At 44.6% G+C, this 24,534-nt stretch carries 23 protein-coding genes; 13 read left to right on the forward strand and 10 right to left on the reverse strand.

All coding sequences use genetic code 11. The features are described 5' to 3' along the window. Window positions 1-7 precede the first annotated feature (7 nt). The 8 genes from ACMXYP_RS16070 to ACMXYP_RS16105 all read left to right on the forward strand — a co-directional run bounded on the left by ACMXYP_RS16070 (window position 8) and on the right by ACMXYP_RS16105 (window position 11,762). Window positions 8-2,872 (forward strand): type I polyketide synthase, encoded by a 2,865-nt coding sequence (locus ACMXYP_RS16070; protein WP_415882647.1) that lies wholly within the window; start codon window positions 8-10, stop codon window positions 2,870-2,872. Beyond that, on the forward strand, window positions 2,869-4,914 hold the full coding sequence (gene fabD / locus ACMXYP_RS16075; protein WP_415882648.1) for an ACP S-malonyltransferase: 2,046 nt from the start codon (window positions 2,869-2,871) through the stop codon (window positions 4,912-4,914). Before ACMXYP_RS16070 ends, fabD begins: the two co-directional genes overlap by 4 nt. Next, the gene (locus ACMXYP_RS16080; protein WP_415882649.1) at window positions 4,905-5,168 is read left to right on the forward strand and encodes an acyl carrier protein; all 264 of its coding nucleotides are present in this window, start codon (window positions 4,905-4,907) and stop codon (window positions 5,166-5,168) included. Before fabD ends, ACMXYP_RS16080 begins: the two co-directional genes overlap by 10 nt. Window positions 5,169-5,170: 2 nt before the next feature. Next, window positions 5,171-6,940, forward strand: coding sequence for a fatty acyl-AMP ligase (locus ACMXYP_RS16085; RefSeq protein ID WP_415882650.1), 1,770 nt, complete (start codon window positions 5,171-5,173; stop codon window positions 6,938-6,940). A gap of 12 nt (window positions 6,941-6,952) precedes the next feature. Beyond that, window positions 6,953-7,714: a thioesterase II family protein gene (locus ACMXYP_RS16090; RefSeq protein WP_415882651.1), complete on the forward strand. Its 762-nt coding sequence runs from the start codon at window positions 6,953-6,955 to the stop codon at window positions 7,712-7,714. Window position 7,715: 1 nt separating this feature from the next. Next, entirely contained in the window at window positions 7,716-8,420 is a 705-nt protein-coding gene (locus ACMXYP_RS16095) for a 4'-phosphopantetheinyl transferase family protein (protein ID WP_415882652.1), read from the forward strand. A 211-nt stretch (window positions 8,421-8,631) separates the two neighbouring features. After that, complete coding sequence (locus ACMXYP_RS16100; protein ID WP_415882653.1) at window positions 8,632-10,809, forward strand: malate synthase G; 2,178 nt, start codon at window positions 8,632-8,634, stop codon at window positions 10,807-10,809. A gap of 122 nt (window positions 10,810-10,931) precedes the next feature. Beyond that, on the forward strand, window positions 10,932-11,762 hold the full coding sequence (locus ACMXYP_RS16105) for an NAD-dependent protein deacetylase (protein ID WP_415882654.1): 831 nt from the start codon (window positions 10,932-10,934) through the stop codon (window positions 11,760-11,762). Here the strand turns inward: ACMXYP_RS16105 and ACMXYP_RS16110 are convergent. Beyond that, entirely contained in the window at window positions 11,759-11,953 is a 195-nt protein-coding gene (locus ACMXYP_RS16110) for a (2Fe-2S)-binding protein (protein WP_415882655.1), read from the reverse strand. The genes ACMXYP_RS16105 and ACMXYP_RS16110 overlap by 4 nt on opposite strands. Window positions 11,954-12,315: 362 nt before the next feature. Here ACMXYP_RS16110 and bfr (ACMXYP_RS16115) point away from each other — a divergent pair, with 362 nt between their 5' ends. From bfr (ACMXYP_RS16115) to ACMXYP_RS16130, 4 genes are all read left to right on the forward strand, one after another. After that, window positions 12,316-12,780, forward strand: a complete 465-nt coding sequence (gene bfr, locus ACMXYP_RS16115) for a bacterioferritin (protein ID WP_415882656.1) — start codon at window positions 12,316-12,318, stop codon at window positions 12,778-12,780. A gap of 12 nt (window positions 12,781-12,792) precedes the next feature. Next, window positions 12,793-13,263 (forward strand): bacterioferritin, encoded by a 471-nt coding sequence (bfr, locus tag ACMXYP_RS16120; protein ID WP_415882657.1) that lies wholly within the window; start codon window positions 12,793-12,795, stop codon window positions 13,261-13,263. Between the two features lie 124 nt (window positions 13,264-13,387). Then, window positions 13,388-13,672 (forward strand): peptidylprolyl isomerase, encoded by a 285-nt coding sequence (locus ACMXYP_RS16125; protein ID WP_415882658.1) that lies wholly within the window; start codon window positions 13,388-13,390, stop codon window positions 13,670-13,672. Window positions 13,673-13,757: 85 nt separating this feature from the next. Next, a complete protein-coding gene (locus ACMXYP_RS16130; protein ID WP_415882659.1) occupies window positions 13,758-14,030 on the forward strand; it encodes a hypothetical protein in 273 nt (90 codons plus the stop codon). 30 nt (window positions 14,031-14,060) lie between these two features. On the opposite strand, the gene ACMXYP_RS16135 is transcribed toward ACMXYP_RS16130, so the two are convergent. From ACMXYP_RS16135 to ACMXYP_RS16145, 3 genes are all read right to left on the reverse strand, one after another. Next, entirely contained in the window at window positions 14,061-14,675 is a 615-nt protein-coding gene (locus ACMXYP_RS16135) for a flavin reductase family protein (RefSeq protein ID WP_415882660.1), read from the reverse strand. A 72-nt stretch (window positions 14,676-14,747) separates the two neighbouring features. After that, window positions 14,748-15,242 (reverse strand): acetolactate synthase small subunit, encoded by a 495-nt coding sequence (ilvN, locus tag ACMXYP_RS16140; RefSeq protein WP_415882661.1) that lies wholly within the window; start codon window positions 15,240-15,242, stop codon window positions 14,748-14,750. A 2-nt stretch (window positions 15,243-15,244) separates the two neighbouring features. Next, window positions 15,245-16,966 (reverse strand): acetolactate synthase 3 large subunit, encoded by a 1,722-nt coding sequence (locus ACMXYP_RS16145; RefSeq protein ID WP_415882663.1) that lies wholly within the window; start codon window positions 16,964-16,966, stop codon window positions 15,245-15,247. A gap of 463 nt (window positions 16,967-17,429) precedes the next feature. Here ACMXYP_RS16145 and ACMXYP_RS16150 point away from each other — a divergent pair, with 463 nt between their 5' ends. Then, a complete protein-coding gene (locus ACMXYP_RS16150) occupies window positions 17,430-17,696 on the forward strand; it encodes a hypothetical protein (protein ID WP_415882664.1) in 267 nt (88 codons plus the stop codon). A 63-nt stretch (window positions 17,697-17,759) separates the two neighbouring features. Here ACMXYP_RS16150 and ACMXYP_RS16155 read toward each other — a convergent pair whose 3' ends face one another. The 6 genes from ACMXYP_RS16155 to ACMXYP_RS16180 all read right to left on the reverse strand — a co-directional run bounded on the left by ACMXYP_RS16155 (window position 17,760) and on the right by ACMXYP_RS16180 (window position 24,452). Beyond that, a complete protein-coding gene (locus tag ACMXYP_RS16155) occupies window positions 17,760-18,539 on the reverse strand; it encodes a response regulator (RefSeq protein WP_415882665.1) in 780 nt (259 codons plus the stop codon). A 354-nt stretch (window positions 18,540-18,893) separates the two neighbouring features. Beyond that, window positions 18,894-21,467, reverse strand: a complete 2,574-nt coding sequence (gene clpB / locus ACMXYP_RS16160) for an ATP-dependent chaperone ClpB (protein WP_415882666.1) — start codon at window positions 21,465-21,467, stop codon at window positions 18,894-18,896. 164 nt (window positions 21,468-21,631) lie between these two features. Beyond that, complete coding sequence (locus ACMXYP_RS16165; protein ID WP_415882667.1) at window positions 21,632-21,967, reverse strand: hypothetical protein; 336 nt, start codon at window positions 21,965-21,967, stop codon at window positions 21,632-21,634. Further along, window positions 21,951-22,907, reverse strand: a complete 957-nt coding sequence (locus ACMXYP_RS16170) for a GTP-binding protein (protein ID WP_415882668.1) — start codon at window positions 22,905-22,907, stop codon at window positions 21,951-21,953. The genes ACMXYP_RS16165 and ACMXYP_RS16170 overlap by 17 nt, the downstream gene beginning before the upstream one ends. Window positions 22,908-23,130: 223 nt before the next feature. Continuing rightward, window positions 23,131-23,484 carry a hypothetical protein gene (locus ACMXYP_RS16175; RefSeq protein WP_415882669.1) on the reverse strand — a complete coding sequence of 118 codons (354 nt, stop codon included), beginning with the start codon at window positions 23,482-23,484 and terminating at the stop codon, window positions 23,131-23,133. Then, window positions 23,481-24,452 carry a GTP-binding protein gene (locus ACMXYP_RS16180; RefSeq protein WP_415882670.1) on the reverse strand — a complete coding sequence of 324 codons (972 nt, stop codon included), beginning with the start codon at window positions 24,450-24,452 and terminating at the stop codon, window positions 23,481-23,483. Before ACMXYP_RS16180 ends, ACMXYP_RS16175 begins: the two co-directional genes overlap by 4 nt. Window positions 24,453-24,534: the final 82 nt, after the last annotated feature.

Here is a 24,534-nt window from a genome sequence, read left to right on the forward strand (position 1 = left end):
GAGTCAGATGCCACAATCAACTCAACCATACTCACCTATTGCAATCACAGGCATACACGGTAGGTTCCCGGCTGCCCAAGATACTTGGCAGTTTTGGCAAAATCTAACTGATGCTAAAGATGCAATTCAACCGGTGCCTAAAGACCGTTGGTTGTGGCAAGACTATGATGAGGAAACTGTAAACGGGGAGCATGTTACCTACTCCCATTGCGCAGGCTTTACGCCCAAGCCTGACCACTTTGATGCCAAATTCTTTGGTATTTTACCGCGCGAGGCCGAAGCGATGGATCCTATGCAGCGCTTAATGCTGCAAACATCCTGGAATGCTTTGGAAGATGCGGGCTACGATCCACACCAATTAGCAGGTAAAAAAGTGGGCGTATTTATCGGCGTCGGCCACGCTGATTACCCTGTTTTAATGCGTGAAAATGCAGTGCCTATAGATACCTATCGAGGCACTGGAATGGCTTTAACCGCCATTGCCAATAAAGTCTCTTTCTATTTTGACTTTCATGGCCCAAGCGAAAGCATTGATACAGCATGCTCTAGCTCCCTAGTCGCCCTACATCGAGCAACCCATGCATTACGCGAGGGTGAGTGCGAAATGGCTCTTGTTGGTGGCGTTAACTTACTACTAGGCCCTGAGCTGTTTATCGCCTTTGGTAAGGCAGGAATGTTAAGCAGAGAAGGTCGCTGCCAGACTTTTGATAACAATGCCGATGGATATGTTCGGGGCGAAGGTGCAGCAGCAATCGTCCTGACCTCCTTAGAACTAGCTCAACAAAATAACGATTATATTTATGCAATTTTACGAGGTAGCGCAGAAAATCACGGTGGGCGCGCTCATAGTTTTACTGCCCCAAATGTAAATGCACAGGCCGAGGTGATTAGTCAGGCTTGGGAACGTGCTGGCTTACATCCATCTGATGCAAATCTAATTGAAAGTCATGGCACTGGCACCCCTCTAGGCGACCCTATTGAAATAAATGCAATAAAGAAAGCCATTGGACAAACTAAAAATCCAATTGCTATCGGCGCACTTAAAAGCCATATAGGTCATTTGGAAGCAGCTGCAGGCATAGCCGGAGTAATTAAAACAATTCTATCTATGCAGCATCAACGCATGCCAGGGAACCTACATTTTAACCAGCTGAATCAACATATAGACCTTGAAGAAACCGGTTTATTTTTCCCAACGGACAATCAAGCTTGGACTATCACTAACCAACCTCTTAGAGCAGGTATAAGCTCCTTTGGCTTTGGCGGTGTAAATGCTCATGTTGTTTTAGAATCTTATTCTCTCTCTACGAACCATAAAGAAACAGCTCAACCAGAAGCTTACCTTATCCCCATATCGGCACAGGATGAAGACAGCTTGTACGCCCGGGTCCAACAGCTAGTAACCTATTTAGAAGAAGATGAAATAGCAGCACAACGAAATACCTGTGCTTTATTGAACAAAGCCCTGCAGCAACATTTTCACATAAAGCCAGATGAAAACCCGACCTTACACCAGCTAAATTTATCTCCATCGATGCTGCAAGAGTCGCTGTCGATGATAGCTTCCACCTTCGATATTCAAGCAACATTAATTGATATCCGCGGTTGCCAAAACATATCAGAATTAGCCGAACGCTTAACTGTCCTTAAATCAGGAATGGAGCACCATAGTACTATCCAGCATACTCACCTGCTCTGCACCACCAGTATTCCAAGAGAACTTATTTGCAACCTTACTCTGCAGCAACTGTCCTACACCTTGCTAAATGGTCGCAGTACCCTAGCGCAGCGTATAGCATTCATCTGTAAAACCAAAACAGAGCTATTAGCTACATTACGCACCTATCTGCTTGAGAAACGAGCACCAGAACAATCCAGCCTTAGCACAACTCAATGGATCTGTGGTTGCCCCAAGAAAAGCTCTACAGAAAAACCTGATACCACCGAACATACATCCCTTAATCAGTTGGAAAGCTGGGCACACTATTGGACTAGCAACAAAAAAGCGCTATTAAGCTGGCAAGAGGTTTACCCAGCAACAGCAGCCCCTGCTAAATTACCCCTGCCTGCATACCCATTTAAGTTGCAGCGAGTCTGGTTTAAAACACCGAGCGAAACACTGCAGCCAACATCCATAACAAAAGCCTCTGCATTAAACTGCTGGCACAACATCTGCGAAGATAAATCTCCATTCCCTAGTTCTCTGGCGAGTCTGGCGCAACTCGTTGCCGACCAAACGGAAACAAACAACAACGCTTTAACTAATATAGTCTTCGGCCCTCCTCATTCTTTGACACGCTCCACTAACATTGAAATTAATACCCATTCTCAGGCTCAGTTAATCCAGTGTTTGAACAGCACAACCAATCAGGTTTTAGTGCAAGGAAATATAAGAAAAACAGCAGCGAACCTTTCTAAAGTTCACAATACGCCAACACACTTACAACAGTTAAGCGTAGAGCAACTTTATCAAAGCTTTGCGGAAAGAGGAGCAGTATTCCCTAACAAGGCACATTACGTCGAAACTGCAGCAAGCACAGAAAATTATCTGGAATTAAACTTTTCTCCGAAGTTGACAAGTTCACCTGCTCCTCAATGGTGTTCATTTTTATTCAGCCATCTAATTGCTGCCTGTAAAGCCCTCAGCACTAAAACAAACGCTTTACCATACAAAATAGCCAGCATCACTTATATGCCAATACCTGATGACCGTCAGATAAGTGTAAAGGTCTACAGAGCTTCCGATACAACAACCCTCGATGCTCAGATCTATGCCGGGGATAAATTAATTATGCAAATGACAGGTCTAGAGCTACGCGCACTACCCAACTCGGAAGCAAACGTAGAAATAATGATGGAGGCCCACGTATGAGCGCATTTATTTTTCCCGGCCAAGGCATTCAGCGTAAAGGGATGGGCAAGGAGCTGTTTTCGCACTTCCCAGAGCAGGTGCGACAGGCCGACCGTATTTTAGGCTATTCCATCGAAAGTTTGTGCTTGGAAGATCCGGAACAACAACTGAATCTGACCCAATATACTCAGCCTGCAATTTATGTTGTGTCTTATCTAAGCTACTTACGCACTATGGAGCAATATGAAGCACCAAATTTCTTTTTAGGGCATAGCGTAGGTGAATATGCGGCCTTAACTGCTGCAGGTGCAATCGACTTTGAAACCGGCTTACGGATAGTAAAGCGCCGCTCAGAACTTATGTCTGAAGAAGACCAAGGCACTCTTGCAGCTATCGTAGGTTTACCGCGACAAGAGCTGCAACTACACCTGAACGATTCACACCTAAACGACCTTTATATCGCCAACATCAACAGTACTAGCCAAATTGTCATCGGTGGAAAAACAAATAAGGTCGATGCATTTCTTAAGTACTGCCGTGAACGCAGTGTTAAAGCTGTTCGTCTACGAGTCAGTGGCGCTTTTCACACACCAGAAATGCAGCCCGCTGAACAAAAATTTAAAGCATTTTTAGCAACCTGTCAGTTTCAACAACCAATTACTCCCGTAATTTCTAACTTAACTGGAAAGCCACATAAACTAGAAGATTTTGCGACTAATCTATCGCAACATTTGACCCACCCGGTACAGTGGGTCAAATGTGTTGAGTACATTCTGCATAATAATGTCTATTCATTTATTGAATTTGGCGAGCCAGCCATTCTCAGCCCGATGATAGAGGACATTAAACAGCACGCTCTAAAAAACCAACCCGCCCTTAAAGCCGCTAAAAGTTCGACTCATGCACAAAAAGCCGATCGCTCAGAGCCTTCTCCATTCGTTATGCCTGAACAAGCACTAAACTTTTGTAAAGCATTCCGTTGCCGCAGTCCCCTTCTAGTCAGCTCCCTTAATGGTGCGGCAGGCACAACCTTAATAGCCAGCTTAGCAAAGCACGGGACGCTGAGTATGCTGGACGGCGATCATCTATCGAACAGTGAGCTGGAAAACAAGCTACAAACCTTAAACCAGCAACCGGACGTAATAAATAAGTACGGTATCGTATTAAGTTCAGATCTCTACAAACAAACAACTCAGCTGGAACTGCTAAAACAATACAAAATCAGTTACATAGAAGTCAGTGCAAGCGAACCCAGCCATGCATTAACAACTTATAAATCAGAACATCCTACCTGCAAGCTATTGGCCCGGATTAGATCCATACAGGAACTGGAAAATTTCTATGCTATCGCCGATGCCATCTGCTTAGAACTTTCTTCCGCAAATACACAAAAGGAACCGAGTCTGAGCTTATTCACCCAAGCGCTTGCTTATAAACAGGGGCAAAGCTCGGATACACCTTCCCCTTACATAGGTATTAGCGGAATGGCAGGTAACCCTGCTAATATCCATTCCTGGCTAAGTAGCGGAGCCGATTTTGTAATTGCAGGTTCAGTATTTACACTCACCGAAGAAGCGGAGCTGAACCCACAGACAAAACAGCAGTTAAGTCAGGTGTCTTATGCTGAGTACTGTACACAGCCTGACTGGCTCTTCCCTGACCTAAATTCATCATCAAATTGCTACGTATTAAATAGCAAAGTAAAAGATCTCAATAGGCAATTACAGAGAGCATATCTCGATTCAGATCAAGGCAGCCTTAACACTATTAAGCAGCTGCTAAACCAAGCACCTTTATCGGTAGATCCACAATTACTAGAGAATGTAATTGTCACAGCCCCTGAGCAATTAAGCCGAACCAGGGAGCAGATCAGCCAGATAATTGCGCAAGAAATTCAACCCTATCTGATTCCTGGCGATAGCAGTTTGGCCCTCTTTAATACATGGCGCCAAACTGAAAAACATCACACCTATTCTGCAATTTCAGCCGGACAACTTTCCGATCTACTTTGTCCGTCTATCAATATTTCTTCTGATTCATTGGAGCAAGAAACATGGAACTAGTTAATCGTATCGAACAAACCATTACCGAATTTATTTTCCAAGAGATGAACATTCCTATGGAAGATATAGACCCGGATATCAACTTAGGTGCATTTGGTATGAGTTCTGTCACTGGCACAAAGCTGATTGGTATTTTAGAGGAACAGTTATCAACGCCTCTGAATCCAACGCTGATTTTTGAGTTCCCCACCATCGGCGAATTGGCAGAAGAGATTAGTAAATTATCCTCTGTAAACAGCTCTCAGGAGGCATAAAAATGTTCAATAAATCAGAAATGTCTGTAAATGAGCTGTTTAGTGCAACTGCAAGCTTACCAGTTCATGACGCGCTAGCTATAAGAGCCTGGGCACATCCTGATAAAGTACTGTTTACCTTTCTTGATGAACAAGGAGAAGTCAGTGGAACTATTAGTTACCGCGAGCTATATCTAAAATCTCTCTCGATTGCGCAACAATTAAAGCAACACAGCGAAGCAGGTGATCGCGTCATTCTTTTCTTTCCACAAAGCCTAGAATTTATTGCAAGCTTTGTTGCCTGCCTGATGACTCAGCGTATTGCGGTGCCTCTTAATCTGCCTAACCGTCGTAGGTTAGATCGTTGCGAAAAGATCATTACAGATTCAGGTGCAACTTTAGCTTTAAGTCATCCTAGCTGTTTAGAAGAAAACCAAGCTGCCTTTGCTAATTCAGAACAGATCAACTTAAACTGGCTAGTCCCGACTGATACCTTAGCCTCAACCGATATTGAAGACCAAGCAAGCCTGAGTAATATCGATCCGCAAAGTGTTGCTTTTTTACAATATACATCGGGCTCTACCTCCGATCCGAAAGGGGTCATGGTCAGCCATCACAACATCACGACTAACTTGCGTATGATGCGTGATTCATGGCAACTAGATCACACCACGGACATCGTTTCTTGGCAGCCCCATCATCATGATATGGGTCTAATCCTAGGTCAGCTACTACCTGTGGTATTAGGAAATCACACCGTTTTAATGGCACCTAATACCTTTGTTCGTCAGCCTTCTATATGGCTACAAGCCATTTCCGATTACAAAGCAACAATGGCAGGCGGCCCAAATTTCGCGTACAACCTTGCCGTAGATCGTTATTCAGCTGACAAGTATAAAGACTTAGATCTTTCCAGTTGGACCATCGCACTCAACGGCGCCGATGTAGTCCGTGCTACAAGCTTATCTCGCTTTGTGGATAACTTTGCAAAACATGGCTTCGAAGCCGATTCATTCTTGCCATGTTATGGTCTTGCTGAAGCAACACTGTTTGTGTCCGGAGGACCCGTAAGAAAACCGACGTGCAGCCAAGAAGTAGATACATGGCAGATGGAAATCGAACGTCGTATCGTGCCGCCATCAACTGAGGAAAAAAGTCGCTTATTGGTTGGCAGTGGGGAAGCTTCATGGGAAGTCGAAACCTGCATTGTTAACCCTGATACTTGTGAGCGATGTGCACCAGGTGAAGTGGGCGAGATCTGGCTGCATGGTGAAGCAATGGCTAAAGGCTATTGGCAAAATGAAGTCGCTACCGAGAACGCTTTCAGAGCCGAAATACTGGGGGAGCCTGGGAAGCACTTTATGAGAACAGGTGACTTAGGTTTTATCGGAGAGGACGATTTACAACTGTATATTAGTGGCCGCCTAAAAGATTTGATCATATGTGAAGGGCGTAACCTTCACCCAGAAGATGTTGAATACTCAATCATCGAGTCCTTTCCCGAGAACAAGCCTCAAAGCGGTGCCGTTTTCTGTCACGATGACGATCAAAATCGTCAATGTATAGTCGCTGCGGTTGAAATTAATCGTGAGATAAAACGCGCTCTGAAAGAAAATCCAAAACAGGTGAAAGCATCTATTAGGGCTTCGGTAGCGCAAGAACATGGTATTACGCTTAACCAGATAATCTTCGTCCAGCCCACTAGCATGCACAAAACTACCAGCGGAAAAATACAGCGCAGCTTAATGAGAAAACTGTATTTAGCCAATGAACTTAGCTTAGTTACTGAGTAATCTGGAGCGACCTTGAATTCACTTGTTCATACCGCAGATCCAAGCATAGTTACAATTAATTCCTTACCCTCTGCCGAGAAAGTGCTCGTGTGCTTTCACTTTGCAGGGGGCAGCGCTCAAAGTTTTTATAAATGGAAAAGCCATTGCGAAGATAACTATGAACTGATCGCTTTTGAGTTTCCTGGTCGCGGCAGGCGCATGCGTGAAACTTTTGCTGAAAGTATCACAGCTCTTTCCGAACAACTCGCCGCGAGCTGTTCGCAACTCCCAGATAAACCATGGATATTTATTGGACATAGTCTGGGAGCCTTAATCGCTTATGAAACCGTACGCTGTTTACAGCGTACTCATAAGAAACTTCCCGAACGTTTAATTATCTCTGCTCGGAATAGCCCGACTTGGCTTCCTGTTTCCAGCGGACTCCCACAACTAGGACAGCACTCATTAAAAGAATATTTAGGCAGTTTAGACGGCACGCCTAAAGAAGTTTTAAATAACAAACCACTGATGGATATGACACTCCCCATCTTAAAGTCCGATCTGGAGCTTATCTATAATTACGAACATACACCGAGCTCCCAACTTCCTATTCCTATAGATGTGTTTGGCGGCTTAGATGATAACCATGTAACGTTTGAAGCCTTATTGGCGTGGAAAAAAGTAACCCATCAGGATTATCACTTACATATGATTTCTGGGGGACACTTTTCATTAATGGATGCCCCACAACCACTCTTTCAGTGGTTACATAAACTGACCGAACAAGGCACATAACTTGAAGCCCTGTTTTGATCAATCCTCAAAATATAGCCAACATCGAAATTGGGTTCAGGCTATTATTTTACGTACAGATGATTACCCTCTTGAGGAACTTATAGGCGTTTTAGATAAGAATGAACATGCCCGTTACCAAGCCTTTGTTAACCCTCTACACAAAAAAGATTTTGCTCTAGCACATATTTTAAAAAGGCGGGTTTTATCAGGCTATCTGCAGTTAGAAGAATCCACTCCTTTGCATTTTGGTAAGACCTCCATGGGCAAGCCTTATCTCCACAAACACCCGATTCACTTTAATTTAAGCCACTCCCGTGGAATCGTTGCTTTAGTTTTTTCAAATTCTCTGATCTGTGGAGTTGATGTAGAAGCACACCGCAAACAGCACTTTTCAACAAACCTTCTCAAAGTGAGCATGACCGCTGCGGAACAACAAGCAATTCAAGGTGCGAAGAATCCTATCGCTGAGTTTTATGATCGTTGGGTTACTAAAGAAGCTCTAATAAAAGCGCAGGGGGTAGGCCTACGGCAGCCGCTTGATACGCTGTGTACAATAAAACAGCATTATCCCACCATGAGAGAAGATCTACTCATCAGCCAAGAACAATTATGGCAATTATCCGCTCCCGACTACTCCCTAGCCATCTGTGCACTAGGCCCAAAGCCAGAGTTTTTTGTCGAATACCCGGCCGTTCTATACAGTTAAACACCACCTCATTGAATAGCCATTCGCTCAATTTATACCGAATATAAGGCCCATTTATCATACTTTTGGGTCGACTTAGGCGACAATAAGAAACCATTGCGCTACTGTGCGATGCACAAATTTAGCTGCAAATAAATCTACAGCGATCATTCATACAGTGACCGGTTGCCTGGCACCGGAACTGACAGAATATTTACTGGGGCAATTCATTATGAGTCAAAGAGTACAGAGTGGCGGTCTTCAGGTTGCACAGGCTCTATACGATTTCGTTAACAACGAAGCACTGCCAGGTACTGGCGTAACTAGCGAACAGTTCTGGGCTGGCTTTGATGCCATCGTTCACGATCTAGCGCCAAAGAACCGTGACCTACTAGCTAAACGTGATGCGATCCAAGAGCAGATCGATGCATGGCACCGTGAGCGCCAAGGTCAGGCTTTCGATCTTGAAGCATACAAAGGCTTCCTATCTGAGATCGGTTACCTATTGCCAGAAGGCGAAGATTTCGAAGCAACGACTACAAACGTTGACCCAGAAATGGCGACAATGGCTGGTCCTCAGCTAGTAGTACCTGTAATGAATGCTCGTTTCGCACTTAACGCAGCTAACGCACGTTGGGGCAGCCTATACGACGCGCTTTACGGTACTGATGCAGTATCTGAAGAAGGCGGTGCTGAGAAGTCTGCTTCTTACAACCCAGCTCGTGGCGCTAAAGTTATCGAAGCAGCACGTACTTTCCTAGACACAGCAGCCCCACTAGCGGCAGGTTCTCACAAAGATTCTGCTGGCTACAGCATCCAAGACAACAAACTTGTTGTTGTAATGCGCGATGGCAGCGAAACTACGCTAGCACAAGCTGAAAAGCTGATCGGTTACACTGGCGACACAGCTGCACCGACGTCTATCCTATTCAAAAACAACGGTCTGCACTTCGAAGTACAGATCGACCGTGAAAGCCAGATCGGTAAAGATGATGCTGCAGGCATCAAAGATATCGCGATGGAAGCTGCACTAACAGCGATCATGGACTGTGAAGACTCAGTAGCTGCTGTAGACGGCGACGACAAAGTTGTTATCTACCGCAACTGGTTAGGCTTGATGAAAGGCGATCTAACTGAAGAAGTTAGCAAAGGTGGAAAAACTTTCACTCGCTCTATCAACGCTGACCGTGAATTCACTGCACTAGACGGTTCTAACCTTGCCCTTAAAGGCCGTAGCTTGATGTTCGTACGTAACGTTGGTCACCTAATGACTAACGAAGCGGTACTAGACAAAGACGGCAACGAAGTGCCTGAAGGCATCATGGACGGTGTTGTAACTACGCTTATCTCTATGCACGATATGCAGGGTAAAGGTAAGTTCAGCAACACAACTACAGGTTCTACATACATCGTAAAACCTAAGATGCACGGTCCAGAAGAAGTTTCTTTCGCGAATGAACTATTCGCTCGTATCGAAGACATGCTTGGCCTAGAACGCTTCACTATGAAGATGGGCATCATGGATGAAGAGCGCCGTACAACAGTTAACCTGAAAGAGTGTATCCGCGCTGCTAAAGAGCGTGTTGTATTCATCAACACAGGTTTCCTAGACCGTACTGGTGACGAGATCCATACATCTATGGAAGCTGGCCCAATGATCCGCAAAGGCGACATGAAAGCTGCTGCATGGATCGGTGCTTACGAAAACTGGAACGTAGACAACGGTCTTCTATGTGGCCTACAGGGTCGCGCTCAGATCGGTAAAGGTATGTGGCCAATCCCTGATCAGATGGCAAACATGCTTGAAGCTAAGATCGGCCACCCAATGTCTGGTGCTAACACTGCATGGGTTCCATCTCCAACAGCTGCTGTTCTTCACGCGACTCACTACCACCAGGTAGACGTATTCGCACGTCAGGACGAGTTGAAAGTACGCGATCGCGCGAATCTAGACGACATCCTAACTGTACCAGTTGAAGCGAACCCAAGCTGGACGGCTGAAGAGATCCAACAAGAGCTAGACAACAACGCACAGGGCATCCTAGGTTACGTTGTTCGCTGGATTGACCAAGGTGTTGGTTGTTCTAAAGTGCCTGACATCAACGATGTTGGCCTAATGGAAGACCGTGCAACACTACGTATTTCTAGCCAGCACATTGCTAACTGGTTGCGCCACGGCATCTGTTCTGAAGAGCAGGTAATGGAAACGCTTAAGCGTATGGCTGCTGTAGTAGATCGCCAGAACGAAAACGATCCTCTATACCGCCCAATGGCTGGTAACTTCGAAGACAGCGTTGCGTTCGCAGCAGCGTGCGAACTAGTAATCGAAGGCTGCGTACAGCCAAACGGTTACACTGAGCCAGTTCTGCACCGTCGCCGTATCGAAGCAAAGGCTAAATTTGGCGCATAATCAGCCAAATTAAATAGCTTTAAAACTAAAAAGCCGTGCTGAAAAGCGCGGCTTTTTTGTTTAGGTCGGCCCTCCTTAAAATAGGTTACACTGATAGCATTCTTAGCCTTTGTGAATAACCTATGTCAGAAGCTCTCCAACTTGCCGAATTCATTCGCTCTCATCCCAACCTTGTTGTCCTGACAGGGGCTGGCGTAAGTACAGATTCAGGCATTCCCGCGTACCGAGATGCTAAAGGTAACTGGCAGCACTCTGCCCCAACCCAGCATAAAGAGTACATGGAGAGCCACTACGCCCGTCAGCGCTACTGGGCACGTAGTTTGATCGGTTGGCCTGCCATTAGGGATGCCGAGCCGAGCGCGGCTCACACAGCACTCTCTGAGCTAGAAACAATGGGATTTATTCGCTTACTGATCACACAGAATGTCGACCGTTTACACCAGAAGTCCGGCAGCCAAGCCGTTATCGATCTTCATGGTCGGTCTGATCGAGTCAGCTGCATGAGTTGTGCACAGAATTACGATCGCAAAGATATCCACAAGCATACAGAAGCGATCAATCCCCATTTCGAGATCCCTGAAGCTCCCCTTCGCCCCGATGGTGATGCCGATCTAGAAACACATCTATTTGAAAATTTTTCTATACCTGAATGCCAAGCATGCGGAGGAATTTTAAAACCAGATGTTGTCTATTTTGGTGATAACGTCCCGAAAGAACGTGTGTTTAGTGCCTTGGATGCACTAGAAGATGCCGATGGTTTACTGAGTATTGGTAGTTCTCTGATGGTCTATTCAGGCTATCGTTTCTGCAAACGTGCCCATGAGTGGGGAAAACCGATCTGTTCTTTAACGATTGGGGTAACGAGGGCAGATCCACTTCTGGATCTAAAGCTGGACGCTCCGATTTCAGAGACGCTGAGCGAAGCGGTAGAGATACTAAAACAAGAAGATTAAGCAGGGACGGCTAGATCAAAATCCATGTCGTCTAGATGTTCTTTCATTACCTTACGTGCCATGCACACACACTTACCGCACTGGCTACCAACGGCAAGCTCTTTGTTTAGATCACGTACGCTTCGCGCGCCTTGATCTACGGCATCACGAACATCACTACAGGTAATATTTTCACAAATACAAACGAACATTGAAACAATAACCAATCTCAATTAAATCGGGTAATGATAATAATTATCAAATAAGCAACTTTCAATACATTTAACGAGAATCTTGTTGAAAATTATTCTCATTGAACTGCAATTATTGAATGCTCTTCATAACTCGCCAACTAATTGATTTACTTATTAAATTTATTTTCCAAAATCACACAATAAAAAACTGGTTATTTATTATACAGAATCGCAATGAGAATCTAACGCATTAATCTTTGCAACCTATTGTTTTATAAGGATTTTTTTTGATTTAAGTCATTTTATAAACTAGACTCTTGATCACTTTGAAATTGCTAACCCACACATAGCTGGGCGGTTATTACTAAAGGAGATCCCCCATGCAAGGCGACAAACAAGTCATTAGTCACCTGAACAAGGTTCTGACAAGTGAGCTCACTTCAATCAACCAGTTCTTTCTTCACGCACGTATGTACAAGAACTGGGGCCTAGATGAGCTAAACGGGAAAGCTTATAAAAAGTCCATCAAAGATATGAAACAGGCAGACGATCTAATCGAGCGCATTCTGTTTTTGGAAGGACTACCTAACCTACAACAGTTAGGTCGACTACGCATCGGCGAGCATACTGAAGAGATGCTGCAATGTGATATGGATTTCCAATTGGAGCAACTGACAATTTTGCGTGGAGCGATCGCTTACTGCGAAACGGCGCAAGACTACGTCAGCCGCGATCTGCTGGAAGATATCCTAGAATACGAAGAAGAGCACGTAGACTGGATCGAAACTCAGCAATACCTAATCAGGAATGCAGGTATCGAAAACTACCTGCAATCTCAGATTTAACGGGAGAAGACAATGAAAGGTAATCAAAGAGTCATTGACGCACTAAACGGCCTGTTAGCGATGGAACTAGCAGCAATGGATCAATACTTCATCCACTCCCGTATGTACGATGATTGGGGCTTACATAAGCTGTACGAGCGTATCGATCATGAGTTTGATGATGAGAAAGGCCACGCAGCTGCATTGATTGAGCGTATGCTGTTCTTGGAAGGTACGCCAGATATGACCACCCGTGATGGTTTTAAAGTCGGCACTGACGTTCCTTCAATGCTTGAGTCAGATCTTCGTGTTGAATATGAAGTAGATAAAAAGCTTAAGGACGCGATTAAAGTCTGTGAAGAAGAGCAAGACTATGTCAGCCGTGAAATCCTAGAGAAGCTTCTGGAAGACACCGAGGAAGATCATGCGTACTGGTTGGAGAAACAGTTAGGTTTGATCAAAAAAATCGGTCTGCCAAACTATCTCCAGTCTCAGATGGGCTAATAAGCTTATCCACTAAGATCATGCAAAGGCGCTGTTTATCAGCGCCTTTTCTTTTCCTACCATGAACCTGCAGCCCCTGCCTTTTTGCGATAAAATTAACCCATAACTTTTAGGAGAGCAGAACATGGCTAACCGCGCTTGCGCCCGACACATATTGGTTAAAACCCGCGACCAAGCGGAAAGGCTAAAAATGCGCCTAAAGTTAGGCAATGACTTTGGAAAGCTCGCTAAAAAATACTCCCTCTGCCCATCGGGCAAACGCCAAGGTGGTGATCTGGGCGAATTTCGTCGCGGCGATATGGTGAAACCATTCGATGATGTCGTATTCAAAAAGTCACTGCATGAGGTGCATGGTCCGATTAAGACCAAATTTGGCTGGCACCTTATCGAAACCATTTACCGCAAATAAACTAGAGTTAATTCCCAACACGTAAGACTTTGTTAAGGTTCAGTCAGTATGATTAAGTTTTTATCTACTACTGACCCTAAGCGCCATGCCTAAACTGATTAAAGACTTTCGTGATTACCAATTTGTTTATTACTGGTATGAAAAAGGCACTGGCAAACTTAGCCCTTACCTACCGACCCTGACGCATGCCGAAGAGTGGATTGAACAGCACCGCTCAACTCACTTTAATGGTGTCGATCGCCGTAGACGTGAGCAGTCGTCCACCTATCAACGCCGAGCATCGGACCGAATGTTACATGTAGATGTCGATATATCGGTGCAAAAGATTGCTGATCTCAAACAATCTTTTGCAGCCTGAGGCTCTGAAATAAAACTTCAGATTTCTGCTTTACGCTGGTCTAGGCACAGTCACCACGTCGCCGAAGGTTTGGTAATCGGAACCACCCAGGCGTGCCAGTGGATCGACTAACGATGCATCAATTTTAGGTCGGCCCTGTTGATCCATTTCGACCACCGCGTCATCCAACCATATTTTCTCTATACGACCAAAGACGAGTCGTTGCGGAGCATTACCAATATCCTGCTGCTGATACAGAGAACAAGACATCGCGATCTTGGGACCTAGGATTCTAGGCAACTCAAAACCTTCAACATCGACTGTTTCCAGATCACATAACTCAATTTCCGATTCTCCCCTAGGCAACGTCACGGAACTATGGGTCACCTTGGTCGCGAGATCAGAACTTGCGATATGAATTACGAATTTTTCGGTATCTGCAATATTTGCATAGGTATCTTTTGGTGAGCCATCAGGCTTTGAACCTATAGATAGCATAATCAATGGTGGATCACTGCACACCGCTGAAAAGTACGAAAACGGCGCGAGATTGAGTGCACCTCGTTGATTAGAAGAGAGCACCCAAGCCACAGGACGAGGTACCACAACTTGCGTCAGCGCATGATAAACATCTGACTTTTCCATATTCTCTAATTCTAAAAGCATATCCTTACCTGCAATAAAAAAGCCGCTTTCTGTTACCAGAAGCGGCTTTAGTAATCAGACTAACTTAAGTAATTACAAAGTTAGAACTTTCTCACCACGTGCAATACCAGAAACACCCGAACGTACAACTTCCATAATGTTAGAAGTACCTAGTGCTTCAATAAAGGCATCCAGCTTACTGCTTGCACCCACCAACTGAACGGTGAAAGTGTTCGGCGTAACATCGATGATAGTGCCGCGGAAGATGTCCGCAGTACGTTTGATTTCAGCACGAACAGTACCATTGTTCGCCTTCATCTTAATCATCATCAGTTCGCGCTCAAGGTGTTCACCTTCAGTTAGGTCAACAACCTTAACAACATCAATAAGCTTGTTTAGCTGTTTAGTGATCTGCTCAACAACACGGTCATCACCTAGCGTAGTCACTGTTAGACGAGACAATGTCTCATCTTCAGTTGGCGCAACGGTCAAAGACTCAATGTTAAAGTTACGCTGAGAGAACAAACCAACAACACGAGACAGAGCACCTGGCTCGTTTTCCATCAATACAGAAATGATATGACGCATGATTATGTTCTCTCCGTTTTGCTCAGCCACATGTCACGCATAGAACCACGAGGTACCTGCATTGGGTATACGTGTTCAAACGGATCAACTGCGATATCCATGAATACCATACGATCTTTCATTGCAAAGGCTTCACGCATAGCACCTTCAAGGTCTTCAAGACGCTCAACGCGGATACCTACATGACCGTAAGACTCAACCAGCTTGATGAAGTCAGGAAGGGACTTCATGTAAGACTGAGAGTGACGAGATTCGTAGTTCATATCCTGCCACTGACGAACCATGCCCAAAGACTGGTTGTTCAAGCAGATAACCTTAACCGGAATATCGTACTGGCTAATGGTAGATAGCTCCTGAATGTTCATCTGGATACTACCTTCACCTGTTACGCATACGACTTCTTCATCAGGGAAGTTCAGCTTAACGCCCATAGCAGCCGGAAGACCGAAGCCCATGGTGCCTAGACCGCCAGAGTTAATCCAACGATTTGGCTTGTTAAACTTGTAGTACTGCGCAGCGAACATCTGGTGCTGGCCTACGTCAGAACAAACGTAAGCATCGCCATTAGTCACTTTGCTAAGCATCTCGATAACTTGCTGAGGCTTCATTAGCTCAGAATCATCTGTGCGGTAGCGACCACCGTGACGTGCACGCCATTCATCGATCTGCTCCCACCAAGCTTGCAGACTATCAGCACAAGGTGCTTTCTTAGCTGCTTTAACTTGCTCTAACATCTCTTTAAGAACAGCCTGAGCAGGACCTACAATTGGCACATCCGCTTTGATCGTTTTAGAGATCGAAGCTGGATCAATATCAATATGAACGATCTTAGCTGTTGGACAGAACTTATCTGTACCGTTAGTTACACGGTCATCAAAACGTGCGCCTACAGCCAAAATCATGTCGCTGTGATGCATCGCCATGTTTGCTTCATAGCTACCGTGCATACCCAACATACCGATAAACTGCTTATCCGTACCTGGGTAACCACCCAAGCCCATCAGTGTATTAGTTACTGGGTAGCCAAGCTCTTGAGCGAGTGCAATAAGCTCAGCGCTCGCATCACCTAAGATTACACCGCCACCTGTATAGATAACTGGACGTTTGGCAGCCAAAAGCATATCTACTGCTTTTTTGATCTGACCTGTGTGACCTTTAGCGATCGGATTGTAAGAACGCATTTTAACGCTCTTAGGATATTCGTATTCGTAACGCTCTGTAGGCGTAGTCATATCTTTAGGGATATCGACTACAACCGGACCTGGACGACCACTTTCAGCGATGTGGAATGCTTTCTTAATAATTTCAGGGATTTCTTCCGGACGCTGCACGCTGAAACTGTGCTTAACTACCGGACGAGAAATACCGATCATGTCGGTTTCCTGGAAAGCATCTTCACCGATCAGGTGTGACATAACCTGACCCGTAATAACCACCATTGGAATAGAATCTGTGTATGCAGTAGCAATACCCGTTACTGCATTGGTTGCGCCTGGACCAGACGTAACTAGTGCCACACCCGCTTTACCGGTAGCTCGTGCGTAAGCATCGGCCATGTGTGTAGCTGCCTGTTCGTGACGGACCAAAATATGTTCGACTTCGTCCTGCGTGAAAATTGCATCGTAGATGTGCAGCAATGCACCACCTGGATAACCGTAGATGTATTTAACGCCTTGATCACGAAGCGCGCGAATTGTCATCTCTGCGCCTGAAAGTAATTCCACTTTTCTCACCCTCTAACGACGTCAGTGTCTCGTTACTGACGAAATTAACAGTTTTTGTTTCTGTAACGTTGAACGTGCCTGTACCAGACAATATTTTTGAATCTCTAGCGATCTCACTCTGAACCATTCCAGGGGTAGAGCTGCAGGTTCACGTTCGGGTGTGTGCCGGTGCTGGGGATCGCCCAACCGACAGACCTTTGAGAAACGGCCCTCAGAAAGCTGTCTCCCTGAGCTTCGGGTTGTCCTACACACTCAAGGCCTCAAAATTCGAGGCGAAAATTATCTCACATAGGTGCTTATTTTTTCAACTAAATTCATGCCGCACCTGCGGAATAACGGGCGATTCACGCCAAATACTATGCTCAAATTCAGTATCGGGTTATAGTTTTGCTATGCAGAACTCAGAACAGAGCCTTTACACTACCCTTCATCGGCTCTGAATGTACGTTTACAGGAGATCCCTATGAGTATCGCTGAGATTAAAAACAAAGAGCGTGTAATCAACGAATTGATGTCTTTTATCCGTAAAGTGCTAGTAGAACCGGATATCAGTGAAAAAGCCTTAGAGATTGCACGTGAGCACTTGAATGATGAAAACGCCGCTCAAGTAATTGCTGACAAGCTTTCTGCGACGACTAATATCAAGATTCCGCTAGAGCATAGCGAAGCAGATCGACTGTTTTTGGAAGTTCTGATCGATGTAATTAAGGACGAGCAAGCTCTGTATTAAGCGATACTCCTGCAATAAAAAAGGCTGCACTTAGCAGCCTTTTTTATTTTAAATAACAATAAGTTATTTTTTCCCGAGACTAGAGATATAACCCGTTAACACTTCCAGTTTTTCAGGGTCATTATCCATAAACTGAACATCGACACCGATGAAAGTAGTATCAATGCTTTTCTCATTTGCAGATAGGCTACTGATATAACCATTCATCTGCGCAACCTTGCCGCCTTTTACTTGCTCAATATCCACTACCACTTGCTCAAGTAGACTAGGAATACCCTCTTCGCGCTTAACCATGATCTTAACTTGTTGAAGAGTGATATCTTTGATTGCACAACGAAGTACGCCTGAAGAGATTCGTAACTGAGCCAAGCCTTTTGGCTTCTTCGCCGCTTTTGGCGCTGCAGCACTTTTACCGGTCGCTAACATTTGTGCCGCTTTACGGCGTGATGCAGCACTAGATTCGATACGCTTACCGATATATTTCTTAACTTTTTCAACGAGCTGTAAGTCTTCGAAAGGCTTCCCCATGTAATCATTAACACCCGCCTGAATCGCCTTTAGAACGTAATCACGTTCACCGCGGCTGGTTACCATGATAAAAGGGATATCACCGTAGTGTGGCTGCTGCCTAGCCCAGTTTAAAAGGTCTAAACCAGACATGCCTGGCATCTCCCAATCACACAAGATTAGATCGTAATTGGTCGCTTCCATTTTCGAACGGCCGTCATCACCGTCTTCCGCTGCATCGATCTGATAATCAGGAAAATGCTCTTTCACAATGCGCGAAACATGATCACGAATAAAACGCGCATCATCAACAATCAGCACTTTGATTTGACTCATTCTAGCCCTCTAGTACTTAACAACACTCGTCAAAAATAATTGTAGTTATAGCCAAACAACTGAAACTTTTGCTCGACCTCTTATCCAGAATAGATGATCAATCCGAGAATTTAAATGAATAATTTCAACAGTGACAGCACTCAAATGCTCATTTTCACCGCATACTCTCTACGCTAATTACCGGTATAACTAACGGTAGAAACAGCTTTCTTGATGCTCACTTCATTTTTTGAGGCATCAAGAGTAACCCAATAACTTACTGAATTTCAAAGTAATTTCCTTAACCCCAAAAACCAATAAAAAGCCAGTGAACTAGGGGCACTGGCTTTTTATATTTAGCTGTCTATAACAAGCTTAGCGAAATACAAATTCGCCTTGCTCAACATCAACAGCAATCTCTGTACCCGGCGCATAACGGCCAGAGAGTATCTCCTGCGCTAATGGGTTTTCAATCCACTGCTGGATCGCTCGCTTCAGAGGTCTAGCACCATAGATAGGCTCAAAGCCTACATCCACCAGCTTATCCATCGCTGTTGAGGTTAACGTCAAGCTCAGATCGCGCTCTGCTAAACGGCTCTGTAGACGTTGCAGTTGGATCTTGGCAATACCGGCCACCTGATCTTTTTTAAGACTATGGAAAACCACCACTTCATCAATACGGTTGATCACTTCTGGACGGAAATGGGTGCCTACCGCTTCCATTACAGCCTTCTGCATCAACTGGTAATCGTCATCATCACTAAAGTTTTGAATCAGATCAGAGCCTAAGTTCGATGTCATCACCACGATGGTGTTTCTGAAATCAACGGTTCGGCCTTGGCCATCGGTCAGACGTCCATCCTCCAATACCTGCAGCAAGATATTGAAGACATCAGGATGCGCCTTCTCCACCTCATCTAGCAGCAGTACAGAATAAGGTTTACGTCGCACAGCTTCGGTGAGGTAACCACCCTCTTCATAACCGACATAGCCTGGAGGCGCACCGATCAATCGTGCGACTGAGTGCTTCTCCATAAATTCCGACATATCGATACGCACCATCGCTTCCTCTGTATCAAACAGAAAGCTAGCGAGTGCTTTACACAACTCAGTCTTACCTACACCCGTAGGGCCTAAGAAAAGAAAGGAGCCATTTGGACGGTTAGGATCGGCTAGCCCTGCACGAGAACGACGAACAGCATTAGAGACAGCGATAACCGACTCTTCTTGGCCAACTACCCGATCATGAAGCGCTTGCTCCATTCGAAGAAGTTTCTCGCGTTCACCTTCCAACATTTTACTGACAGGGATGCCTGTCCAGCGTGCAACAACCTCTGCAACCTCTTCTTCAGAAACTTTGTTCCGTAAAAGCTTAGTCTCTTGCTGACCTTGCTCTTCCGCTTCTGACGCCGCAACTAACTGCTTTTCCAGCTCAGGGATTTTACCGTACTGAAGCTCTGACATTTTCTGCAGATCACCAGAGCGAGTGTGCTTTTCAAGTTCGATACGTGCTTGATCTAACGCTTCCTTAATCTTTTGCGAACCTTGCAGCGCGAGCTTCTCTGCCTTCCAAACTTCATCTAAGTCAGCGAACTCTTTTTCAACATTAGATATAGTGCTTTCAAGCTCCTTCAAACGCTGTTGTGCTGCACTGTCTTTCTCTTTCTTCAGTGCTTCACGTTCCATTTTCAGCTGAATAAGACGGCGTTCGAGGCGATCCATATCTTCCGGTTTAGAATCCATCTCCATACGAATACGGGATGCAGCTTCATCAATCAGATCGATGGCTTTATCCGGTAACTGACGGTCAGTGATATAGCGCTGCGAGAGCTTAGCCGCAGCAATAATCGCAGAATCAGTAATATCAACACCGTGATGTACTTCGTAACGTTCTTTCAAGCCACGAAGAATCGCAATCGTAGATTCCTCATCAGGCTCATCAACGATTACTTTCTGGAAACGGCGCTCAAGGGCTGCATCTTTCTCAACATACTGGCGATATTCATCAAGGGTAGTCGCACCAACACAATGCAGTTCACCACGAGCTAATGCAGGCTTTAGCATATTACCCGCATCCATTGCCCCTTCACCTTTGCCGGCTCCCACCATAGTATGCAGCTCATCAATAAAGAGGATGACTTGTCCTTCCTGCTTGGAAAGCTCGTTCAATACCGCTTTCAAGCGCTCTTCAAACTCTCCACGGAATTTAGCACCCGCAATTAGAGCGCCCATGTCGAGCGATAAGACTTGCTTACGCTTTAAGCCTTCAGGCACTTCACCATTGACAATACGTTGAGCTAGCCCTTCCACAATCGCCGTTTTACCTACTCCAGGCTCGCCAATAAGCACTGGGTTATTTTTAGTTCGGCGTTGCAATACTTGAATAGTACGCCGAATTTCGTCATCACGACCGATGACAGGATCTAGCTTTCCTGCTTCTGCGCGCTCAGTAAGATCAATACAGTACTTATCCAAAGCCTGACGATTATCTTCTGCATTGGGGTCCTGCACTGACTCCCCTCCTCGAATTTGATTTATGACCTGATCTAGCTTTTTCGGGATAACGCCCGCATCTTTTAAACATTTACCGGCACTGGATTTATCTTCTGCTAAGACCAACAGAATCAATTCACTAGCGATATATTGATCGCCTTTTTGCTGGGCAAGTTTGTCGGCTTTGTTAAATACCCGCGCTACATCTTGAGAGAAACGCAGTTCACCATCAGGATTCTGAACTTTAGGTAACTGCCTAACGGTCTGATCAACTTGGTTTTTTAGTGCATGAACATTTGCACCTGCTTGTTCTAGCAGCGGCACTGTTCCTTGCTGTTCAATCAATGCACTTAAAATATGAATAGGTTCTATGTAGTTATTATCTAACCCAACAGCCAATGATTGAGCATCAGCTAATGCTTCTTGAAGTTTGGATGTAAATTTATCCGGACGCATACAACCTCCATATAGCCTTAAAAGAACCTGTATCTGGCAACACAATGATGTGTTGTTTATGGATACTAAGTTATCGGTATAACAGAGGTATGGGGACAAGTCAGGACCGCTTCAAGGGCTTAGCGGTCAAAAATTAGACAAAACTTATATGAAATAGGAGGTTATCAAACAGAAAGTAGATCTAAAAAGCGCTGCTTATTTTCATCTATATATTCTCTTAAATAATGCTGCCGTGCATCTGAGTCGCAAAAACAAATCAGAATCGTATTTGCATCCAGCTGATAACCACTATAGTGGTGATATCCAACTTCCATATGCGCTTCATCATAACCTTCACTGTTCTGAGCAGCGCTCTTAAAAATATAGAGTAATGCTTGGCGTGCAACAGCTAATTGTTTTTTATATTCAGCAGGAAATGTGGATTTTACAATTGCACCTGACGACATCAAACACCCTTGCAGAATCAATTCTTTCTCCTTCATTTCACGCCAGATAGTCATTTTCTTTACTCCATTGCAGAAGGTCACTGGCCTGCTGTCTCAACACCGGAAGAGAAATATCATTATCGGAACATAAGCAGAGCGCCTGTTCCTGATCGGTAAACATCGAAAGAGTTTGCACTTCAGGGCCAGCTATAACTATGTTACTCACTTCTCCCATAAAAGCGGCTTTCTCGGCTAATGCCTTAGAAAGTTTATTCACACTTTTTAGCAATGCTTTACGTGAGGAGCTGTCAATATTAGAACAGAGGACCTCTTGATTCTCATCAAGGTGCATAGCGCCTAAAACGCCACGTTTATTCATTGCGGCATCCAACATAGTTTCTTCATAAATTGGCTTATAAAAGTCTAATGAGAAACCATTATTTCCTAAGAGACGCTCACATAGCTCATCCCATTGAACATTAAGTTCAACCGCAGAAATCAACTCTTCAACAACCCCTAAGACAGCACGTGGGTCCCGAGCATCGAGGAAAATAACCGTTGCCATCAACCCCATCTCCCTCAAACAAGCTTGATAAGCTTGAATTGGTGGGTTGGGCTCTACGTCAGAGTGGGTAACAGCAATAATTAAACGACGCTTTTTAATATAATCACTAAATTCTTTAGCGTAAAAACGGATATCGCGGAAAGGGTCTTTACGAGTGTTATCCACCAGCAGCACCATGCCAATCGCATCATGAGCAAATTCACACGCTAACATCTCCCACATAAAACGAAAACGCTCTTGGCCTGGAGTACCGTATAGGTGTACTCGTGCCTGATCATGCAGATCCAGTACACCGTAATCCATAGCTATTGTGGTATTTTTCTTACGGCGAACCGTAACATCACTGGCACGCGCATCAGTATCCAGTGTTTCAATATCACTTAATGATCGAATAGCTGTAGATTTTCCTGAACACACCGATCCTGTAAAAAGGATCTTGTAGTTTTGCATGCACGCAGTCCTTGTCTAGTCAGTAGGTAACTGCAGTTTACAACTCGTTACCTGAACCAAAGCTAAAAATTTCCTCTACTAATACAACTAGCCCAGTCTGGGCAGATTGCAAATAAAGCATCTATGGTGCAGCGCAAAATAACAATTATTATAAAGTCGACATCAGGTTAGCGGTTGATCAGGATCAACACTAAAAACCATGATGGAGTAAAAGAATAAAGCTTTAGGAATCCAATTTCTTCGCCACTTGTTCTCGAAGAAAAGCAGTATGCACTTCGCGAATATGTTTTCGCACCAACGCAATATTTGAATCTTTTGCCGATAGGCAAACCAAAATCAACCCTGGCTTTAATTGATATCCACTAATACGACGATCACCTATTTCTAGATGAGATTCATTATGCTTGGTTCGCATTTTTGCAACATTGGAAAAAACATAAATAAAAGCCTGCTTTCCTATAGTCGCATGATTTTTATATTCAGCCGGAAAGCTGGACGCGACAACCTCTTTGCCACTTAACACCATACTGCACTCAATCACCCCCGGCTTATCAACCTGCGTCAGTAGCTCTATCATGTATGACTCCACTGCAACAGATCAGAAGCTTGCTGTTTAACCACATTCAAACTTAAGCCTCGATCAGAACACAGACCTAAGGCCTGCTCTTTTTCAACGAAGACGGATAAGGTTTCTTGATTAGGACCGCACAACACTAGATCATCTATGCGTCCCATAAAAGCTGCTTTATTCTCTAAAGCAGCAACAAGGTTCACCATAGAACGTAGAAGTTCTTTATTTTGTTGGTTTCTAACACTAGCACTCAGCAATTTACGATCTGCACCCAAATGCATTGCACCGGTAATACCGCGGGTATTCATAGCAGCGTCCATTAAGGAAACATTATCAATCGCATGAGACTCTGGTTTATTACCTGCTGCGAGATCATCGTCAGAATCAGGCATAGTACTGTTAACTTCTAGGCGCTTACTCATGCCTTTCCAATCTATGTCTTTTTCTAGATTACCCACTAGCTCTTTTACAACTTTCAAAACTGATGTGGGATCTCGTGCATCAATAAAGACAACAGAAGTATATAGACCCATGGCCTTTAATTCGGTCATGTAATAATCATAATCAGGATCTGGCTCTATATCAGAGTGAGTTACAGCAATGATTAGACGGCGGCGAATGATAAAGTCTCGAAACTCCTCGACATAGAAGCGGATATCTTTAAAAGGGTCATTACGGGTGTTATCCACCATAAGAATCAACGCTTCAGCATCATGAACTAAATCGCTCATCATCAGCTGCCACATAAACTTAAATCGTTCTTGCCCCGGAGTGCCGTAAAGATGCAGTTTGGAAGTACTGTTTAGTTCCAATATTCCATAATCCATTGCAATGGTAGTTTTCTGTTTTCTACGTATAGCAGAATCACTAACCTTAGCGTCAGTATCAACAGTTTCGATATCACTCAAAGAACGAATCGCCGTTGTCTTTCCTGAGCAAACCGAACCTGTAAACAACACTTTGTAATCAGACATCTAAATCCCTCTGTGCTCCGCAAAGCTATTTCAGCAATAGCCTTCCTTACATAGCCAATAAACTAAACTACCAACACTAGCA

Source organism: Neptuniibacter sp. QD34_54, from assembly GCF_047778055.1.
In the GTDB taxonomy this organism is placed as follows: domain Bacteria; phylum Pseudomonadota; class Gammaproteobacteria; order Pseudomonadales; family Balneatricaceae; genus Neptuniibacter.

What these genes read in the sequence shown, in the direction of transcription:
- ACMXYP_RS16175 (WP_415882669.1), bottom strand. Translation starts at nt 23,484, where the DNA reads ATGATAGAGCTACTGACGCAGGTTGATAAGCCGGGGGTGATTGAGTGC.
- ACMXYP_RS16105 (WP_415882654.1), top strand. Translation starts at nt 10,932, where the DNA reads ATGTCAGAAGCTCTCCAACTTGCCGAATTCATTCGCTCTCATCCCAAC.
- ACMXYP_RS16070 (WP_415882647.1), top strand. Translation starts at nt 8, where the DNA reads ATGCCACAATCAACTCAACCATACTCACCTATTGCAATCACAGGCATA.
- clpB (WP_415882666.1), bottom strand. Translation starts at nt 21,467, where the DNA reads ATGCGTCCGGATAAATTTACATCCAAACTTCAAGAAGCATTAGCTGAT.
- ACMXYP_RS16080 (WP_415882649.1), top strand. Translation starts at nt 4,905, where the DNA reads ATGGAACTAGTTAATCGTATCGAACAAACCATTACCGAATTTATTTTC.
- ACMXYP_RS16130 (WP_415882659.1), top strand. Translation starts at nt 13,758, where the DNA reads ATGCCTAAACTGATTAAAGACTTTCGTGATTACCAATTTGTTTATTAC.
- ACMXYP_RS16125 (WP_415882658.1), top strand. Translation starts at nt 13,388, where the DNA reads ATGGCTAACCGCGCTTGCGCCCGACACATATTGGTTAAAACCCGCGAC.
- ACMXYP_RS16150 (WP_415882664.1), top strand. Translation starts at nt 17,430, where the DNA reads ATGAGTATCGCTGAGATTAAAAACAAAGAGCGTGTAATCAACGAATTG.
- ilvN (WP_415882661.1), bottom strand. Translation starts at nt 15,242, where the DNA reads ATGCGTCATATCATTTCTGTATTGATGGAAAACGAGCCAGGTGCTCTG.
- ACMXYP_RS16100 (WP_415882653.1), top strand. Translation starts at nt 8,632, where the DNA reads ATGAGTCAAAGAGTACAGAGTGGCGGTCTTCAGGTTGCACAGGCTCTA.
- ACMXYP_RS16180 (WP_415882670.1), bottom strand. Translation starts at nt 24,452, where the DNA reads ATGTCTGATTACAAAGTGTTGTTTACAGGTTCGGTTTGCTCAGGAAAG.
- ACMXYP_RS16165 (WP_415882667.1), bottom strand. Translation starts at nt 21,967, where the DNA reads ATGACTATCTGGCGTGAAATGAAGGAGAAAGAATTGATTCTGCAAGGG.
- ACMXYP_RS16085 (WP_415882650.1), top strand. Translation starts at nt 5,171, where the DNA reads ATGTTCAATAAATCAGAAATGTCTGTAAATGAGCTGTTTAGTGCAACT.
- bfr (WP_415882656.1), top strand. Translation starts at nt 12,316, where the DNA reads ATGCAAGGCGACAAACAAGTCATTAGTCACCTGAACAAGGTTCTGACA.
- ACMXYP_RS16170 (WP_415882668.1), bottom strand. Translation starts at nt 22,907, where the DNA reads ATGCAAAACTACAAGATCCTTTTTACAGGATCGGTGTGTTCAGGAAAA.
- ACMXYP_RS16110 (WP_415882655.1), bottom strand. Translation starts at nt 11,953, where the DNA reads ATGTTCGTTTGTATTTGTGAAAATATTACCTGTAGTGATGTTCGTGAT.
- bfr (WP_415882657.1), top strand. Translation starts at nt 12,793, where the DNA reads ATGAAAGGTAATCAAAGAGTCATTGACGCACTAAACGGCCTGTTAGCG.
- ACMXYP_RS16135 (WP_415882660.1), bottom strand. Translation starts at nt 14,675, where the DNA reads ATGCTTTTAGAATTAGAGAATATGGAAAAGTCAGATGTTTATCATGCG.
- fabD (WP_415882648.1), top strand. Translation starts at nt 2,869, where the DNA reads ATGAGCGCATTTATTTTTCCCGGCCAAGGCATTCAGCGTAAAGGGATG.
- ACMXYP_RS16155 (WP_415882665.1), bottom strand. Translation starts at nt 18,539, where the DNA reads ATGAGTCAAATCAAAGTGCTGATTGTTGATGATGCGCGTTTTATTCGT.